Here is a 17,703-nt window from a genome sequence, read left to right as displayed (position 1 = left end):
AATGACCTCCGGCGTCCCGCGCCGTCGTTTCCCGTATTTGGAGCATAGTTTAATGCATCACCGTACTTTGTGCGGCGGCCTTGCCGTCGTGCTCGGCGGTCTAGTGCTGGTCTGGCCCTTGGCCACCGGCGCCGACACCATCGATTTGAAATCCGTGAATCTGACGACCGTCCTGTCCCGGGTGCTCGAGCGCAACCCTGGTCTGGATGAATACCCCTATCGTTTCCGCGCCGCTGATGCGGCCGTTGTTCAAGCGGGCATCCGCCCCAGTACCGAAGTCTCCCTGGAAGTGGAAAATATCGCCGGCTCCGGGCAATGGGCCGGCACCGACGGTGCGGAAGTCACGTTGGCTTTGAGCCAGACCGTCGAGTTGGGCGGTCAGCGCGACGCCCGGATGGAGAGTGCTCGCCGGGCCGGAGAAGTGAGTCGTCTGGACTACGATCTCGCGCGTCTTGACTTGCTTGGCGAAGCGAACCGGCGCTACTTGGCGCTTGTCGCCGCCGAGCGCCGCGTGACCCTGGCCGAGAAGGCCCTGGGCCTGGCCGGTGACGCCGAACAGGCCGCCCAGCGGCGCGTTGCCGCTGGCGCCGCTCCGTCATCCGAACGGCGTCGTTTGGTGCTGTCCCGGCAGGCGGCGGAACGAGACCTGGAACGGTCCCGCATGGATCGTCGTTCCGCCAGCCAACGGCTTGCTGCCCTGTGGGGAGAGACCGGTGAGCAAGGTTTGCGTGCCGCCGAAGAGTTGCTACCCCTGCCCGACCTGCCCGGTTTGGAGCAATGGCGCGGACGTCTGGATCAGGCACCGAGGTTGCGCGAATTCGCTTCTCTAGCCCGTCTCGCTGAGGCCCGGGCCCGGTTGGCGCAAGCCAATGGCAGCCGTGACGTACGCTTTTCCGTGGGCGCTCGGCACGATGAATCCAGTGGCGATCAAGCCGCGGTGTTGGGGTTCTCCATGCCGCTTAATCTGAGCAACCCCAATCGTGGTAACGAGGCCCGTCGGCTGGCGGAAGTGGACCTTCTCGAGGCGCGCAGAAGTGCCGCGCGCATCGAGCTGTTGTCGCTGGTGGAGGGCTTGTACCTGGACCTACAACAACGCCGCACCGAGGTCCGCTCGATTCTGGAGCAATCCCTGCCGGAAGCCCGGCGGCTCTACGAGGAAGTCGAGGCCGGGTATCGTCGCGGGCGCTACAGCGTCCTTGACCTGATTGACGCCGCTCATTCCCGTCTGGCCCTGGAGCGTCGCGTTACCGACCTGGCTGAGGGCTTTCATCAGCAACGCAATGAACTGGAGCGCCTGACCGGCACTTCCCTGGCCGCCGAAGCGCGTGCGCAAGGAGATTCCCAATGAACCGATTTATTCTGAGTGTGTTGTACGCTGGCCTGCTATCTGCTGTCACCACCGGTGCCTGGGCGGCAGGCGCGAGTGGTGGCGATCATGCTGAACGCCAGGAGCGTGAGGGGCCGCACGGGGGACGCCTGCTGGAGAAAAATGAATTCGGTCTGGAGCTGACGATATTTGAAGATGGCGTTCCACCTGAATATCGAGTCTACGCTTACCGGAACGGAAAACCCCTGGACCCGGATCAAGTAGATTTGACCATCAGGCTGGACCGTCTGGGCGGACAGCGAGACCGTATTACCTTTGTCCCGGAGCGTGACTACTTGCTGGGCCAACAGCCAGTGGCCGAACCGCATTCCTTTGATGTCACCGTGGAAGCCAGCCTGGATGGTGAGGCGCACCAGTGGCGTTTCGAAAACCATGAAGGCCGCACCCTTATCCCTGAACGTCTGGCGAAAGCCTCCGGTCTCGGTACCGAAATCGCCGGTGAGCGAACCCTGGAGCGCACGCGCCAGGTCACCGGCCGGGTCGAAGCAGATCCAGACAAACTATACCGGGTCACCGCCCGCTATCCGGGCACGGTTGAGCGGGTGCTGGTGTCGGTGGGCGACCGGGTAAAAAAAGGCCAGCCGCTGGCGCGGGTGGAAGCCCGGGAGAGCCTCACCCTGCAGACGGTGACCGCACCGGCGGATGGCGTGATTACAGAGCGCTTTCTGAACGCCGGAGCGGCCACCAGCGGCGAACCAATTGTTGAGATCGGCGATTTCTCCACCCTTTGGCTGGAGCTGCATCTGTTCCCTCGTGATCTGGACGCTGTGTCCCCAGGGCAGGCTGTGCGCCGAGCGGACGACGCTACTGTGTTGGGCGCAGTGGATTACCTGTACCCCCGAGCTGACGAGGACAGTCAGGTCACCCGGGCGCGGGTAGTGGTCAACGACCCACCCGCCGATCTGCGCCCTGGCATGTTGATTGGTGCCCAGGTGGTGATTGAAAAGAAGACGGTGCCGTTGGCGGTACGCCGGGAAGCGATTCAGAGTTTCCGCGACATGCCGGTAGTGTTTGCCCGCTTCGATGAAAAGTATGAAGTGCGGATGATCAAACAAGGCATGAGTGGCGCGGATTACGTGGAAGTCACCGGTGGTTTGGAGCCAGGCACCGAATACGTGACTGAAAACAGTTTCCTAATCAAGGCCGACGTCCTTAAAGACGGCGCCACTCACGGCCACTAAGTGCTTAAGCACTAAGGAGATCTCATGATCGATGCTTTCGTGGGCTTGGTGGTCCGCCGGCGCTGGTTGGTGATGGCGCTGACCGCGTTGCTGGTGTTGGTGGGCATACGTAGCGCCGTGCAATTACCCATCGACGCGGTACCCGACATCACTAATGTCCAGGTGCAAATTAATACCAGTGCGCCAGGCTACTCGCCACTGGAATCGGAACAACGTATCACCTATCCGGTGGAAACGGCGATGGCCGGGCTGCCTAATCTCGACTACACGCGCTCGGTATCCCGATACGGTTTGTCACAGGTCACGGTAGTGTTCGAGGAGGGCACCGACCTGTACTTCGCCCGCCAGCGGGTGGCGGAAAAACTGCAAAGCGTGCGCGGGCAACTGCCCGAAGGCATGGAACCGGAGCTCGGTCCCATTGCCACCGGACTGGGTGAAATTTTCATGTACACCGTGGAAGCCGACCCGGGCGCCCGCAACGAGGAGGGTGAGCCCTACGACGCGGAAGACCTGCGTACCCTGCAGGACTGGGTGGTGCGGCCTCAGTTAATGCTGGTGGACGGCGTTACAGAGGTGAACACCATTGGCGGCTTCCAGCGCCAATATGAAGTGGCGCCGGACCCGTCGAGGCTGATCGCCCACGAACTGAGTTTGAGAGATCTGTCAGCGGCCTTGCGCGACAACAATTTAAACCTCGGTGCTGGTTATTTGGAACGCAACGGCGAGCAGTGGCTGGTGCGTTCCCCGAGCCAGGTGGCGAGCCTGGATGAGATCGCTGAGATCGTCGTGGCGCGACGCGGTGATACCGTGATACGTGTGGCGGACGTGGCGGAAGTCCGCTTCGGTAAAGAGCAGCGCACCGGCGCGGCCACCCGCAACGGTGAGGAAGTAGTGCTCGGTACCACCTTCATGCTGATCGGCGAAAACAGCCGGGAAGTGGCCAAGTCGGTAGCGGAACGTCTTCAGGAGGTTAATCGTTCCTTACCCGACGGTGTGCGTGCCGAGCCGATGTACGATCGCACCTCTCTGGTCGAAAAAACCATCGCCACGGTGGAGAAAAACCTGTTCGAAGGCGCGTTGCTGGTGGTCGTGGTGCTGTTCGCCCTGCTGGGCAACTTCCGTGCCGCCCTGATCACCGCCGCGGTCATCCCATTGAGCATGTTGTTCGCGCTCACCGGCATGGCGGCCAACCGGGTCAGTGGCAATCTGATGAGCCTGGGCGCCATCGATTTTGGGTTGATCGTCGACGGTGCCGTGATCGTGGTGGAGAACTGTCTGACCGGTCTGGCGGCGGCTCAGAAGCACCATGGGCGTTTGCTCACTTTGAAAGAGCGTTTGGACACCGTCACCCGGGCCACCCGGGAAGTGTTCAAGCCCAGTGCCTTTGGGGTGTTCATCATCATGGTGGTATACCTGCCGATCTTCGCGCTCACCGGCGTAGAAGGGAAGATGTTCCACCCCATGGCATTCACCGTGGTAGCGGCGCTTACCGGGGCGCTGATTTTATCGGTGACCTTCGTGCCGGCCGCCGTCGCCCTGTTTGTACGAGGTCGGGTGGGCCATCAGGATAACCCGGTGATGCGGGTGGCGCGGCGACTTTACCAGCCGGCTCTGGATGTCGCTCTGCGTGCTGCGGTGCCGGTATTGCTGGTGGCGGGGGTGTTGGTTGTTGCCAGCGGAGTCCTGGCGACCCGACTGGGCACCGAGTTCATCCCGCAGTTGGATGAGGGCGATGTGGCGGTCCACGCGCTGCGCATCCCCGGCACCAGCCTGAGCCAGGCATTGGAGATGCAGGAACAGGTGGACCGCCGTTTCCTGGAATTCGACGAGGTGGACAAGGTGTTCGCCAAGCTAGGCACCGCCGAGGTGGCCACCGACCCGATGCCGCCCAATGTGGCGGACACCTTTGTGATTCTGAAGCCCCGTGACCAATGGCCGGACCCGGATCGGCCCAAAGCGGATTTGGTGGCCGCCATGGCCGAGGCGGCGGAAACGCTGCCGGGCAACAAGTACGAGTTCACTCAGCCGATTCAGATGCGTTTCAATGAGCTGATCGCAGGGGTGCGCGCGGATTTGGCGGTGCGCTTTTACGGCGATGATCTGGCTCAACTGGAAGCGCTGGGTGAGCAGGCGGTATCGGTGATCAACAGGGTGCCCGGCGCCGCCGACGCCCGTCTGCAGCCGCTCTCAGGCCTGCCGGTGCTCACTGTTACACCGGACCGGGAAGCATTGGGCCGCTACGGTCTTAATGCCTCGACCGTACAGCGGACGGTGCGTGTCGCGGTGGGCGGCGAGACCTTGGGTACCGTATACCAGGGTGACAGCCGCTTCCCGTTGCGTTTGCGCTTGCCGGCGGAGAACGTGGCGGATCTGGACACCCTGAAGCGGCTTCCGATAGCGGTGCCCGGAGGTCATGACCCCGGCTATGTGCCGCTGGAAGAAGTGGCGGAGGTGGCGTTGACGCCGGGGCCTAACCAAATCGATCGCGAGAACGGCAAGCGTAATGCCATTGTATCCGCCAACGTGCGGGGCCGGGACCTGGGCTCATTTGTCGAGGATGTGCGGACGGCGGTTCGTGAGGAGATTGATCTGCCCACCGGTTATTGGGTGGACTATGGCGGTACCTTTGAGCAGCTGCAGTCCGCCTCCCGGCGTTTGGCCATCGTGGTGCCGCTTTCGCTATTGCTAATCTTCGCGTTGTTGTATGGGGCGTTCGGCAGCGCTCGCGATGCGCTGATTATTTTTACCGCCATTCCCCTGTCGCTGACCGGGGGCGTGCTGGCCCTGTGGGCACGCGACATCTCCCTGTCGATCTCCGCCGGGGTCGGGTTTATTGCCCTGTCCGGTATTGCCGTGCTCAATGGCGTGGTGATGCTGTCTCATATCAAGGATCTGATGGCGGAGGGCATGCCATTGCGGGACGCGGTGCGTGAGGGCGCGCTGCGCCGCCTGCGACCAGTGCTGATGACTGCTTTGGTAGCGGGGCTTGGTTTCGTGCCGATGGCCTTCAACACCGGCATCGGCTCGGAAGTGCAGCGTCCTCTGGCCACCGTTGTGGTTGGAGGGATCGTCACCGCTACCCTGCTTACTCTGGTGGTATTGCCGGCGCTGTACAGCCGGTTTGGCCGCAAAACGGTTGAACAAGTTTAACCTGGACCTTAACCCGAAACAGGGCGCCACCGTTTGGGCGCCCCGTCAGTATGATATGGGATTGACGATGAACTACTGGCCGTGCCTGTGCGTCGCCGGTACCGGTCGAGGACCAGGCCGAAGTCCTCTTTCTGATCGGGCTTGACCCTGTAGTGGCTACAGGTATTGGAATGTGCGGAAACGGATCGAAGGAGCCGGCCAGTGCACACCCATCACCATCATGACCATGCTCACCCGCACGGCGCGCCAAAGGATTTCGGGCGCGCCTTCGTGATCGCCATCACCCTGAACCTGGGGTTCACGGCGGTGGAATTCGTGTACGGCTTCCTCGCCCAATCCTCGGCATTGATGGCCGACGCCGGGCATAACCTGTCCGATGTGCTGGGCCTGGTGCTGGCCTGGGGCGGGGCGATGCTGGCGCGCAAAGCGCCGGACAGCCGCTTTACCTTCGGGCTGCGCGGCAGCTCGATTCTGGCGGCGCTGGCCAACGCCATGTTCCTGCTGATCGCCTGCGGCGCCATCGGCTGGGACGCCATCCGGCGGCTCGCCGATCCGCCGGAAGTGGCGTCGGTGACCGTTATGGTGGTAGCGGGCATCGGTGTTCTGATCAACCTGGCGTCGGCCTGGTTATTCGCCAAGGGCAGCAAGGGCGATTTGAATATCCGCGGTGCTTTCCTGCATCTGGCCGCCGACGCGGCGGTGTCGGTGGGCGTGGTGCTGGCCGGTCTGGCGATACTCTATACCGGCTGGAACTGGCTCGACCCGGTGACCAGTCTGCTGATCACCGTGGTCATCGTGATCGGCACTTGGGGCCTGCTGCGCGAATCCCTGAAGCTGGTGCTGAACGCGGTGCCCGCGAACATCGATCTTCCCGAGGTGGACGCCTGGTTACGTGACCAGCCGGGCGTCACCGGCATTCATGACCTGCACATCTGGGGCATGAGCACCACGGAGAGCGCGTTGACGGTCCATCTGGTGATGCCGGACGGCTTCCCCGGCGACGCCTACCTGGACCGGGTGGCGGACGGGCTGCAACACCGTTTCAGCATTGCCCACAGCACCCTGCAGGTGGAGCGGGGCGATAACGCCCACTTCTGCGTGCTGCACGCGCCGAACGACGGCCAAACCGATTGACCACCGAACCGCACGGAGACTGGCATGGCATGTTGCGAACCGGAACTGGATAAGCAGGCGCCCGTCGCCTACCGAAACGCGCTGATCGCGGTGCTGGCGATCAACCTGGTGATGTTCGGCGTCGAGGCGGCGGTGGGCCTGTTTTCAGGATCCCGGGCACTGCGCGCCGACGCGCTGGATTTCCTGGGTGACGCCGCTACCTACGGCCTCACCCTTTGGGCGCTGGGGCAATCCCTGACCTGGCGATTTCGCGCCGCCCGTATCAAGGGCTTCTCGCTGCTGCTGCTGGGGTTGCTGGTGCTGGCGGACAGCTTGGTAAGCCTGATAACCGGGGCCGCGCCCCCCGGGGTGATGATGTCCGGCATCGGCGCCTTGGCGCTGGTGGCCAACCTCACCAGCCTGATGCTGCTGGTACGCTACCGCCAGGGTGACGCCAATATCCGCTCCGCCTGGCTGTGCACGCGCAATGATGTGCTCGCCAATATATCGGTGATCGTCGCCGGCCTGCTGGTGCTGGCCAGCGGCAGCCACTGGCCGGACGTGCTGGTGGCGATGGCGATTGCCGGTTTGTTCTGCCATAGCGCGGTGTCCATTCTGCGCCAGGCCAATGCCGAACAGAGGGCCGGGCAACGTGACGGGCCGGGCCCCGGTGGTGACGGCTGCGGCCCGGCGCGTTAGTCTGCCCGGCATTTCCGCTCCAACGGCATCGTCATGAGTTTTAAAAACGAAGACCTGATCGCTGTCTGCCAGCGCACCATGCCTTTCGGTAAATACCAGGGCAGGCCGCTGATCGACCTGCCGGAATCCTACCTGCTGTGGTTCGCCGACCGCGGCTTTCCCCGCGGCGAGCTGGGCCGTCTTATGGCCCTGGCGATGATCCTCAGCGTGGAAAATCTCAAGCATCTGGTAACGCCGTTCCGCGAGTGAGCGGCGGGCGTGCACGGTGGTTGCCGGTTTGACGCATATTCTTTGCATCTTTTACCGGTACCTTTGAGGTCGACGCATTCTTTTCTGGGCAGAGTATTCGGGCAGGGTCATGACACGCTGGATCAAACGTCGTTTGCTAATCGTTTCGCTGGTGGTCCTGGCCGCGCTGGCCGCGTCCTGGTGGTGGCTGTCGGGTAACGGCGCCACGGACGGGCAGTGGCAGACCGCCCGGGCCCAACCCGCCGACATCGAGGATCTGGTGACCGCCCTCGGCACCCTGGAGCCCTACGATTACGTGGACGTGGGCGCCCAGGTGTCCGGCCAGCTGGAAAAGCTGCACGTGGATCTCGGCGATAAAGTCGAAAAGGGCCAACTGCTGGCGGAAATCGATGCCTCGGTGCAGGAGTCGCAGGTGCAGGCGGGCCTGGCGCAACTGGACGCCCTGCGCGCGCAACTGGAGCAGCAGCGCGCCGAGCTGGAACTGGCGCAGGTGCAGTTCGACCGCCAGGAGCGGCTGCGCCAGGCCGACGCCACCAGTGATGACGCCTGGCAGACCGCCAAGGCCACCCTGGCCACCACCCGCGCCCAGATCAAAGTGCTTCAGGCACAGATCGACCAGACCCAGTCCGGCCTTGAGGGCGACCAGGCGACCCTCGGCTACGCCAAGATCTACGCCCCCCGCGACGGCACCGTGGTGACCCTGGACGCCCGCGAAGGGCAGACCCTCAACGCCAACCAGACCGCGCCGATTCTGATGCGCGTCGCCGATCTCTCCACCATGACCGTGTCCACGGAGGTCTCCGAGGCGGACGTGGACCGGCTGGAGATCGGCATGCCGGTGTACTTCTCCACCCTGGGCAACAGCGCCGTGCGTTATGACAGCACGCTGCGCCAGGTGCTGCCGACCCCGGAAGTGGTCAACAACGTGGTGCTCTACACCGCCGAGTTCGATGTGGCCAACCCGGACAACGCCTTGATGTCGGGGATGACCGCCCAGGTGTTTTTCGTGGTGGAGTCCGCCGAGGGGGCGCTCAGCGTGCCCGCGTCGGCGGTGAAGAGCGGCGCCGACGGTCAGTACGTGGAGGTGCCCGCCGGCAAGGGCCGGCTGGAAAAACGTCCGGTGAAAACCGGCGTCACCGACCGGGTGCGCGTGCAGATCACCGGCGGGCTCGCCGAAGGCGACACCGTGGTGATCGGTAAGGTGCAGGCGCAAACCGAGGACGAGCCGCGCCGCCGGGGTCTGTTCTGATGGCAGAGCAGACGCCGCGGGCGCCGCTGATCGAGCTGCGCGACATTCGTAAACGCTTCCCCGGCGGTGATGAGGACGTGGAGGTGCTGCACGGCATTTCGCTGACCATCGAGGCCGGTGAATGCGTGGCGATCATGGGCAGCTCCGGCTCCGGCAAGTCCACCCTGATGCACATCCTCGGTTGCCTGGACCGGCCCAGCGACGGCCAGTACCTGTTCGCCGGCCGTGACGTCAGCGAGCTGGATCACCAGGAGCTGGCTTGGCTGCGCCGGGAGATGTTCGGGTTCGTGTTCCAGAGCTACCACCTGATCGGCACGGCCAGCGCCTGGGAAAACGTGGCGCTGCCGGCGATCTACGCCGGCCTGTCCCGGGACCAGCGCCGCGAGCGCGCCCGTCATCTGCTCACCGATCTGGGCCTGGGCGAGCGCCTGGACCACCGGCCCAACCAGCTGTCCGGCGGCCAGCAGCAGCGCGTTTCCATCGCCCGGGCGCTGATGAACGGCGGCCGGGTGATTCTCGCCGACGAACCCACCGGCGCCCTGGACAGCGCCAGCGGCGAGGCGGTCATGGCCCAGCTGCAAAGCCTGGCGGATCAGGGCCACACGGTCATCGTCATCACCCACGACGCGGAGGTGGCGGCCCACGCGGATCGGGTGGTGGAGCTGCACGACGGCGACATCCTGTCCGATACCCGCCGGCGGCCCTCCCGGGCCACGCCGGAGGCCGCCCCGGAGACCCTCAGCCCGCCCCGGGAAGCGGCGCTGCCGGAGCTGGGCGAAGTGGCCGAGGCGGTGATCATGGCGTTGCGTTCGTTGCGCGCCAACTGGCTGCGCACCCTGCTGACCCTGCTCGGCATCGTCATCGGCGTGGGCGCCGTGGTGGTGATGCTGGCCATCGGCCAGGGCGCCAAGCAGGACGTGGTGGCGCGTATCGGCGACATGGGCACGGACCTGCTGGTGATCCGCCCGGACCGGGGCCAGCGGCGCGTCTCCGACGGCGTCATCGCCACCCTGGTGCCGGCGGACGCGGAGGCCCTGCGCGAGGTGCCCAATGTTCGCTTGGCGGTGCCGGAAATTTCCGGCAGCGTTACCGCCCGCGCCGAGGGCCGGGACATCACCACCAGCGTCAAGGCGGTGTCCAGCGACTACCCGGCGCTGCGCGACTGGCAGGCGGTCAACGGCATCTTCTTCTCCCAGCTGGACCAGGACCGCTACGCGCCGGTGGCGGTGATCGGCCAGACCGTGCGCGAGAACCTGTTCGGCGACGACGATCCCCTGGGCCGGTTCGTGCTGCTGGACAGCATTCCCTTCCAGGTGATCGGCGTGATGGGCGAGCAGGGCGCCACCAACTGGGGCGACGACCAGGACGACGTGGTGTTCGTGCCGCTGTCCACCGGCACCCTGCGCCTGTTCGGCCAGAACTATCTGCGTTCCATCACCCTGGCGGTGGACGACGTGGAGAACATCGACGCCACCGAACAGGCGGCGGTGGAGCTGCTCACCCAGCGCCACGGCACCGAGGACGTGCGCGTGTTCAACATGGCGTCGCTGCTGGACATGGTGTCCGACACCCAGAACACCCTGACCATGCTGCTCGGGTCCATCGCCGCCATCTCCCTGCTGGTGGGCGGCATCGGCGTGATGAACATCATGCTGGTGAGCGTCACCGAGCGCATTCATGAAATCGGCATCCGCATGGCCACCGGCGCCCGCCAGCGCAATATTCTGCAGCAGTTCCTCACCGAAGCGGTGGTGGTGTCCGCCCTGGGCGGGCTGATCGGCGTGGCCCTGGGCGTGGCGGTGGGGCTGCTGCTGCGGCTGATTGGTCTGCCGATCCTGTTTTCCGCCCCGGTGGCGGTGGCCGCGTTCCTGTGCGCGGCGGTGATCGGCCTGGTGTTCGGTTTCGCGCCGGCCCTGAAAGCGGCGCGCTTGAATCCGGTGGAGGCCCTGTCGAATGAATAACGGCCCAATCAATAACGGCTGCAAGCGGGCGCTGACCATGCTGACCCTGGCCCTGACGGTGGCCGGGTGCGCGGTGCGCTCCGAGCTGGAAACACCGGAGCCGGAAGCGCCGGCGCAGTGGGAGAATCAGCTCGCCGACAGCCGCGCCGCGCTGGCCAACCCGGCCTGGTGGCAGGGCTTCGGCAGCGATGAGCTGAACCAGCTGGTGGCCCGGGCGCTCACCGACAACACCGATTTGCAGGCCGCCGCCGCCCGGGTGCTGCAGGCGGAAGGCCGCCTGCGGCAGGCCGGCTCGTCCCTGTTCCCGAGCTTGTCCCTGGGGGGCGGCGCGTCCACCTCCGGCACTTTCGGTGGCAATGACGGCACCGACCGGTTCCAGCTCAACGCCAATGCCAGCTACGAGCTGGACCTGTGGGGCCGGCTGCGCAACAACAAGGCGATCGCCGAGGCCAACCTGGACGCCAGCCGCTTCGACCGGGACGCGGTGCGCCTCACGGTGCTGTCCAGCGTCGCCAGCACCTGGCTCCAGTGGCGCTACCTGCAGGACCGGCTGACCCTGGCCGAAAACAGCCTGGCCCTGGCCGAACGCATCCTCGAGGTGGTCGAGGCCAAGGTGCGCTACGGCGCCGTGTCGCCCCAGGATCTGGCCCAGCAGCGCACCCTGGTGGCCAACCAGCGCGCCGCCCTGCCGGATCTGCGCCAGCAAACCCGGGAAACCCGCTACGCCCTGGCGGTGCTGGTGGGCGAGACGCCCCAGGGGTTCCTGCCTGGGGCCGGGGATGGCGGCCTGGCGGATCTGACCGTGCCGGAAATCCAGCCGGGCCTGCCCGCCGACGTGCTCGCCCAGCGCCCGGACGTGGGCCGCGCCCTGGCCGGCCTGATGGCCGCCGATTACGGCGTGGCCGTGGCCCGCACCGCCTACTGGCCGTCGCTGAGCCTCACCGGCAGCGCCGGCTACGCCAGCAGCTCCCTGGGCGACCTGTTCGACGGCGACGCGGTTTACAACCTGGCCGCCTCCCTGAGCCAACTGATCTTCGACGGCGGCCAGACCCGGGGCGAGAACACCGTGGCCCGGGCCGCCTGGCTGGAGCAGGTGGCCGGTTACCGGGGCGTGCTGCTCACCGCCCTGTCCGAGGTGGACCAGGGCCTGGGCAACATCAACGCGCTCGATGAGCAGGGCGCTCACCGCCGGGAAGCCCTGACCCAGGCCCGGCGCGGTTTCGAGATCGCCGAGACGCGCTACCGGGAAGGCGACATCGAGCTGACCTCGGTGCTGGACGCCCAGACCAGCCTGATCAGTGCCCGCCAGAACCTGCTCGATCTGCGTTACGATCAATTGGTGGCACGGGTCACGCTGTACCGGGTATTGGGGCAGGGGCTGGCGGGCCCGCTATAATCGCGGCATGTCGATTCCCCTGGTCTACCACCCGTCCTACAGCTTTCCGTTCCCGGCGCGCCACCGTTTTCCCATGGAGAAGTTCCGGCTGCTCCACCAGCGCTTGCGCGACGCCGGCATCGCCGGGCCCAACAATCTGCACCGCCCGGGCCGGGCGCGGGCGCCGCTGTTGTCCCTGGCTCACTGCCCGGACTATCTGGACCGTTTCCTGGGCAACCGCCTCGGTGACAAGGAAGCCAAACGCCTGGGGTTGCCGTGGAGCGAGGGGCTGGCGCGGCGTACCTGCATCGCGCCCATGGGCACCCTGGTTGCCGCCCAGCTCGCCCTCAAGCACGGCATTGCCTGTCACCTGGCCGGCGGCACCCACCATGCCCATTACGATTTCGGCTCCGGTTTCTGCATCCTCAATGATCTGGCGGTCACCGCCCGGGCGCTGCTGGCCGAGGAGCGCGTGAAGCGGGTGCTGATTTTCGATTGCGACGTGCACCAGGGCGACGGCACCGCCGCCATCCTCGCCGGCGAACCGCGCGCCTTCACCTGCTCGGTGCATTGCGAAAAGAACTTTCCCACCCGCAAGATGCACAGCGATCTGGACGTGGGCCTGCCGGTGGGGCTTGGCGACGAGGATTATCTGGCCATCGTCACCGACACCCTGGGCGGGTTGCTGGACGCCCTGCGCCCGGATCTGGTGTTGTACGATGCCGGCGTGGATGTGTACCGGGACGACCCGCTCGGGCGCCTGGCGGTCAGTCTGCCCGGCCTGGCGGAACGGGAGCGCCGGGTGCTGGCGCTTTGCCGCGATCGTGACGTGCCGGTGGCCACCGTCATTGGCGGCGGCTACGACGATGATCGCGCCGCCCTGGCCCGCCGCCACGCTCTGGTGATCGAGGCGGCCCATTCATTGTGGAGGTAGTGGTGAAAAAAGCCCTGTTGATCATGGCCCACGGCAGCCGCGCCGAGGCGGCCAACGAGGAATTCAAGGCACTGGTGGACGCGGTGGCGGAAACCACCCGGGAAGATTACGCGGCGGTGCTGCCGTGCTTTCTGGAACTGGCGCGTCCGTCGTTGCAGGAGGCCCTGCAGCAGCTGGAGCACCAGCCGGTGGACAGCGTCTATGTCTATCCGCTGTTCTTCAATAACGGCAAGCACGTGGCCACCGACATCCCCGCCCAGGTGGAAGAGGCCCGCGAGCGCCACCCGCACCTGACCATCGAGCTGCTGGAGTACTTCGGCACCGCGCCGGGGTTGGCGGCGCTGGTGCGCGAGCACATCGCGGGGCAATAGCCTGGTGTGAACAGGCCCTAGAACGTTTTCGCCACGATCAGCCCGCCCCACAGCACATTACGGTCGGCGGTGCCGTCGCGCACTTCCGAGGTGTGGCCGCGCAGCACATAGCTGAGCCGCCAGCCATTGGCGAACGAGCGGGTGTAGCCCAGCCAGGCTTCCAGAATCAGGTGGTTCAGCTCGTCGCTGTCGTAGGTCACTTCGCTGTCGCGGAACTGGCCCTGCAGAAAGGCGTTGTAGCCCCGCGCCACCACCGCGGCGCCGCCCCACACGTAGCTCTCGGTGGGCGCCGGGCCGCCCACGCCTCGGGAGGAGCCGTCCGCGTAGCTGGCCAGCTCCGGATTGAATTTCCACCACGGGTCGGCGATGCGCCCGCCCCGGAAACTCAGGCTCCAGCGTGCCTCGGTGAGGTAGCCGGCGGAGGCCTGCAGGGTGCTTTTTACTTCCAGGTTTTCCGACGACGGATTCAGATATTTCTGCCGCGCCAGGGTGTAGCGGGCGGTGGGTTCGCCGCCTTCGCTGACCTGGTGATCCCAGCCTTCCGCGTGCTCGCTGCCGATCACCTTGTGCACCGCGTTCTGGCCATTGCCGACGATCGCCAGCCCCAGGGCGCCCAGGGTCAGGCTGCTGTGCCAGGCCACGTTCTCGCCCCGGTCGATCCGGACCCGGGACTGGGACATGTAGAGCAGGCTGGCGTAGGGCCGGTCGTCGTACAACGGCGCCGAGGCCTGTTTGTCTTCCGGGGTGAAGCCGAACAGCCCGAATTCCACGCTGTGGCCGTCGATGGGCGTCCGGGCGTCTCCTTCCTCACCGGCCAGATGGTCCACGCCGAACAGCCGGTCCAGGCCGGTGAGCACCGGGTTCAGGGAATACCAGGCGTCGCGGGCGTCGCGGCCGGTGTGGGAAAAACTCAGGCCGTAGGTGTAATCCTGGTCGCGGCCGGTGGGCACCAGGGCGTCGTTATCGAACGCGAACGACCAACTGTCACGCGCCGGTTCCCGGGCCGGCTCCGCCCGTGGCCGGCGCGGAGTTCGCTCCTCGCGGTCGAGCATGGCCAGTTGTGGGTTGTCGCGGTCCATGAAGGCCGGGGCGTCGCTGGCCGGTGCCGATTGCGCCAGCGACGTGGGCGCGCTGATAACACCGATCAGAAACGCGGCGCCCAGCAGGCCGACTTTGAAGTGAACGCCTCGCGTTCGGGAGGCGTGTTCGAATGCATCGTCCATCGTCCATCGTTCTCCGTTCCACGGAAATCAGGTTGCCGGATCCCGCCGCCGACGCCGGGTCGGTGTCCGGGAGCGCTATCCTGCTTGGCGCGCCGCCGGAGGCGGTAGGTCAAAGCTGGGCTTTTCTTGCCTGTTTCCGCATCGCGCTGGAGTCCGCGTGGCGATGTTGTTAGTAGCCGTCCTGGCCGAGGCCGGGATCCTTCCCTTGGCGAGGCCCGGGGGCATCGCCGTTGATGGACAGCATTGGTGATCGTGGCGTGTTGCGCGAGAGGGGGGATGTAAAAGCTTGTGCAAGCCCGGGGTGGACGTGATCACGTCCACACCCGGGGGTCGACGGTTCAGCGCAGTTGGTAGGTCACGGTGGCCATGACACTGCGTTCGGCGCCGAAGTAGCAGTAGTTCAGCGAGTAGCAGGACGCCACGTATTCCTTGTCGAGCAGGTTGTTGGCGTTGACCCGGGCGCTCAGGCCCTGAATGCCAAGATGGCTGAAGTCATAGCCGAGCGCCGCGTCCACCAGGGTGTAGGACGGTACCTCCCGGGTGTTGGCGCGGTCCGCCTGAATGCCCTCGGTGTAGCGCACCCCGGCGCCCAGGTCGAAGCCCGCCATGGGCCCCTGGTCGAAGCGGTAATGGCCCCAGGCGGTGGCCTGGTTGCGCGGCGCCTGGTTGACCTGGTTACCCTCGATTCCGGGCTCCGCCTCGGTGTACTCGATGTCGGTGTAGGTGTAGCTGGCCCGTACCCGGAAACGGTCGGTGAGCAGGGTCTGCGCCTCCAGCTCCACGCCCCGGGAACGGATCTCGCCGATCGGCACATAGACCGGGTTCTGCGGTTCGCGGATCGCCAGGTTCTCCTGGTCGATGTGGAACAGCGACAGAGTGTACAGGCCGCGGCCGTCACGGGGCTGGTACTTGAGGCCGGTTTCGTACTGGGTGCCCTCGGTGGGTTCCAGCGGGTCGCCGTCCTCGTCGGTGTAGACGCTGGGGTTGAACGATTCGGAATAACTCACATAGGGCGCGAGGCCGTTGTCCAGACGGTAGAGCACGCCGGCCCTGCCGCTGAACTGCTCCTCGTCCTGGCTGGAGCGGGCACCGGTATCCTGATTGACGTTGGCGGTGCGTACCCAGTCATAGCGGCCCCCCAGGGAGAAACGCCAGCGGTCCAGGGCGATCTGGTCGCTCAGATAGACGCCGGTCTGGATCAGTTTGCGCTCATGGGGCACCGGGTCGCCAATGGCGGTGGGGACCGCTCCATACACCGGATCGAAGGCGTCGATGGCGGGGAAGGCGCCGCTGCTCCAGGCCGCGTCCACGTCGCGGTGCTGGTAGTCGGCGCCGATCAGCAGGGTGTGTTGCAGATCGCCGGTGGCGAAGTCGGCGCGGGCCTGGTTGTCCACGGTGTAGGCGTCCAGTTGTTCGTCGGCGCCGGAGTAGAAGCGGCTGAGCCGGTCGCTGTTGCCCACCCATTGGTAGGAATACACCTGCTGGAGCTGTACGTCGCTGGTGATGTAGCGGAAATTCTGCCGCAGGCTCCAGGTGTCATCGATGAAGTGCTGTAGCTGGTAGCCGAGCATTTTCTGGGTGCGCTCGAACTGCTCGTAATCCGGCTCGCCCTCGAAGAAGGTGTTGTCGATGTAGCGGCCGTTGCGCCGGTACAGGCTGCCCTCGGCGGGCACGCCGCTGTGGCTGCCGCCTTCCGGATCGTCCTGGTAGTAGGCCATCAGGTCGAGCAGGGTGTTGTCGCCCAGTTGCAGGGTCAGGCTGGGCATGATTGCCCGCCGTTCCTGTTCCAGGTGATCGAACTGGGTGTCGCCCTTGTCCGCCAGGCCCACCAGCCGGTAGGCCACCCGGTCGTTCACCGGCCCGGAGAAATCGAAGCCCACGCCGCGATAGTCGTTGGTGCCGACGCCGAAGCGCAGTTCCTGGCGGGTTTCGAACAGTGGTTTCTTGCTGGTCAGGTTGACCAGGCCGCCGGGGGAGGCGCGCCCGTAGAGCACCGAGGTGGGGCCCTTGACGATCTCCACCCGCTCCAGGAAATAGGGGTCGATCTGCATGGAGCTGAAGGTGCCGCCATCGCCCATGGTCTTGAGACCGTCCAGGTAGATGTTGTCGATGCTGTCGTCGGAAAAACCGCGCAAGGACACGTAGTCATAGCGTTTCGAGGCGCCGATCTGGTCGGTGAACACGCCGGGGGTGTAGCGCAGGGCCTGCTGCACGGTATCGGAGCCCTGTTCCTCGATCTGGGCGCGGCGCACCACGGAAATCGATTGCGGCGTTTCCAGGGTGGGGGTGTCCACCTTGGTGGCCACCTCCGCGTTCACCGCCACCGGCGCCAGGGTGCTTTCGGTCACCGGGGCCGGCTCCAGGGTGATGCTGCCGTCGTTGTTGACCCGGTAACGCAGGCCGCTGCCGGCCAGCAGCTGGCTCAGGGCTTGCGGGGCGCTGTAGTCCCCTTGCAGAGCCGGGCTTTGCTTGCCCCGGGTGGCGTCGGCGTCGTACAGCAGCTGCACGCCGGTGACCTCGGCCAGCTCCGCCAGGGCGGCGTCCAGGGGCTGGGCCTGGATGTCCAGCTGCGCGGCCCGCACCGGGCCGAGCAGGATCAGCCCGGCGGCGAGCAGGGCCAGGCGGGGGTAAGTCATTGATTTCATGGAGTCGGTACCCTTTTCAAAACAATGCAAATAGAAACCATTCGCGACAAAGGCACCCAGGAAGACGATGGCCGCTTCCGTTTCTGAACCCCAAGAAGAAATTTTTTTGCTCAACCCGTATCGCGGCTGAAGCCGCTCCTACCGTGCGATCATCCCGTAGGAGCGG

At 65.6% G+C, this 17,703-nt stretch carries 13 protein-coding genes; 11 read left to right on the top strand and 2 right to left on the bottom strand.

Annotated elements, in window-relative coordinates; translation table 11 throughout:
* Positions 1-52 precede the first annotated feature (52 nt).
* The 11 genes from HMJ39_RS14870 (at position 53) to HMJ39_RS14820 (ending at position 13,669) form a co-directional block, all read left to right on the top strand.
* Positions 53-1,348, top strand: a complete 1,296-nt coding sequence (locus tag HMJ39_RS14870; protein ID WP_170214484.1) for a TolC family protein — start codon at positions 53-55, stop codon at positions 1,346-1,348.
* Positions 1,345-2,568, top strand: a complete 1,224-nt coding sequence (locus HMJ39_RS14865) for an efflux RND transporter periplasmic adaptor subunit (RefSeq protein WP_067604954.1) — start codon at positions 1,345-1,347, stop codon at positions 2,566-2,568. The genes HMJ39_RS14870 and HMJ39_RS14865 overlap by 4 nt, the downstream gene beginning before the upstream one ends.
* Positions 2,569-2,592: 24 nt before the next feature.
* Positions 2,593-5,718, top strand: coding sequence for an efflux RND transporter permease subunit (locus HMJ39_RS14860; protein WP_067604952.1), 3,126 nt, complete (start codon positions 2,593-2,595; stop codon positions 5,716-5,718).
* A 201-nt stretch (positions 5,719-5,919) separates the two neighbouring features.
* Positions 5,920-6,852: a cation diffusion facilitator family transporter gene (locus HMJ39_RS14855; protein WP_142947541.1), complete on the top strand. Its 933-nt coding sequence runs from the start codon at positions 5,920-5,922 to the stop codon at positions 6,850-6,852.
* Between the two features lie 24 nt (positions 6,853-6,876).
* Positions 6,877-7,530 (top strand): cation transporter, encoded by a 654-nt coding sequence (locus tag HMJ39_RS14850; protein WP_138773354.1) that lies wholly within the window; start codon positions 6,877-6,879, stop codon positions 7,528-7,530.
* Positions 7,531-7,563: 33 nt separating this feature from the next.
* Positions 7,564-7,779 carry a DUF3820 family protein gene (locus tag HMJ39_RS14845; protein WP_067604947.1) on the top strand — a complete coding sequence of 72 codons (216 nt, stop codon included), beginning with the start codon at positions 7,564-7,566 and terminating at the stop codon, positions 7,777-7,779.
* Positions 7,780-7,888: 109 nt separating this feature from the next.
* Positions 7,889-9,028: an efflux RND transporter periplasmic adaptor subunit gene (locus HMJ39_RS14840; RefSeq protein WP_194297896.1), complete on the top strand. Its 1,140-nt coding sequence runs from the start codon at positions 7,889-7,891 to the stop codon at positions 9,026-9,028.
* Positions 9,028-10,989, top strand: coding sequence for a MacB family efflux pump subunit (locus HMJ39_RS14835; protein WP_194297895.1), 1,962 nt, complete (start codon positions 9,028-9,030; stop codon positions 10,987-10,989). Before HMJ39_RS14840 ends, HMJ39_RS14835 begins: the two co-directional genes overlap by 1 nt.
* The gene (locus tag HMJ39_RS14830; protein WP_228462396.1) at positions 10,982-12,385 is read left to right on the top strand and encodes an efflux transporter outer membrane subunit; all 1,404 of its coding nucleotides are present in this window, start codon (positions 10,982-10,984) and stop codon (positions 12,383-12,385) included. The genes HMJ39_RS14835 and HMJ39_RS14830 overlap by 8 nt, the downstream gene beginning before the upstream one ends.
* A 7-nt stretch (positions 12,386-12,392) precedes the next feature.
* On the top strand, positions 12,393-13,298 hold the full coding sequence (locus HMJ39_RS14825; protein ID WP_194297894.1) for a histone deacetylase family protein: 906 nt from the start codon (positions 12,393-12,395) through the stop codon (positions 13,296-13,298).
* 2 nt (positions 13,299-13,300) lie between these two features.
* Entirely contained in the window at positions 13,301-13,669 is a 369-nt protein-coding gene (locus tag HMJ39_RS14820; RefSeq protein WP_194297893.1) for a sirohydrochlorin chelatase, read from the top strand.
* Positions 13,670-13,686: 17 nt separating this feature from the next.
* Here HMJ39_RS14820 and HMJ39_RS14815 read toward each other — a convergent pair whose 3' ends face one another.
* Positions 13,687-14,892, bottom strand: coding sequence for a lipid A deacylase LpxR family protein (locus tag HMJ39_RS14815; RefSeq protein WP_228462395.1), 1,206 nt, complete (start codon positions 14,890-14,892; stop codon positions 13,687-13,689).
* 338 nt (positions 14,893-15,230) lie between these two features.
* Entirely contained in the window at positions 15,231-17,528 is a 2,298-nt protein-coding gene (locus HMJ39_RS14810) for a TonB-dependent siderophore receptor (protein ID WP_194298149.1), read from the bottom strand.
* Between the last annotated feature and the right edge of the window lie 175 nt (positions 17,529-17,703).

It is taken from the genome of Alloalcanivorax profundimaris (assembly GCF_015265435.1).
GTDB classification, from domain to species: domain Bacteria; phylum Pseudomonadota; class Gammaproteobacteria; order Pseudomonadales; family Alcanivoracaceae; genus Alloalcanivorax; species Alloalcanivorax profundimaris.
This window is presented reverse-complemented; position numbering and strand designations above follow the sequence as displayed.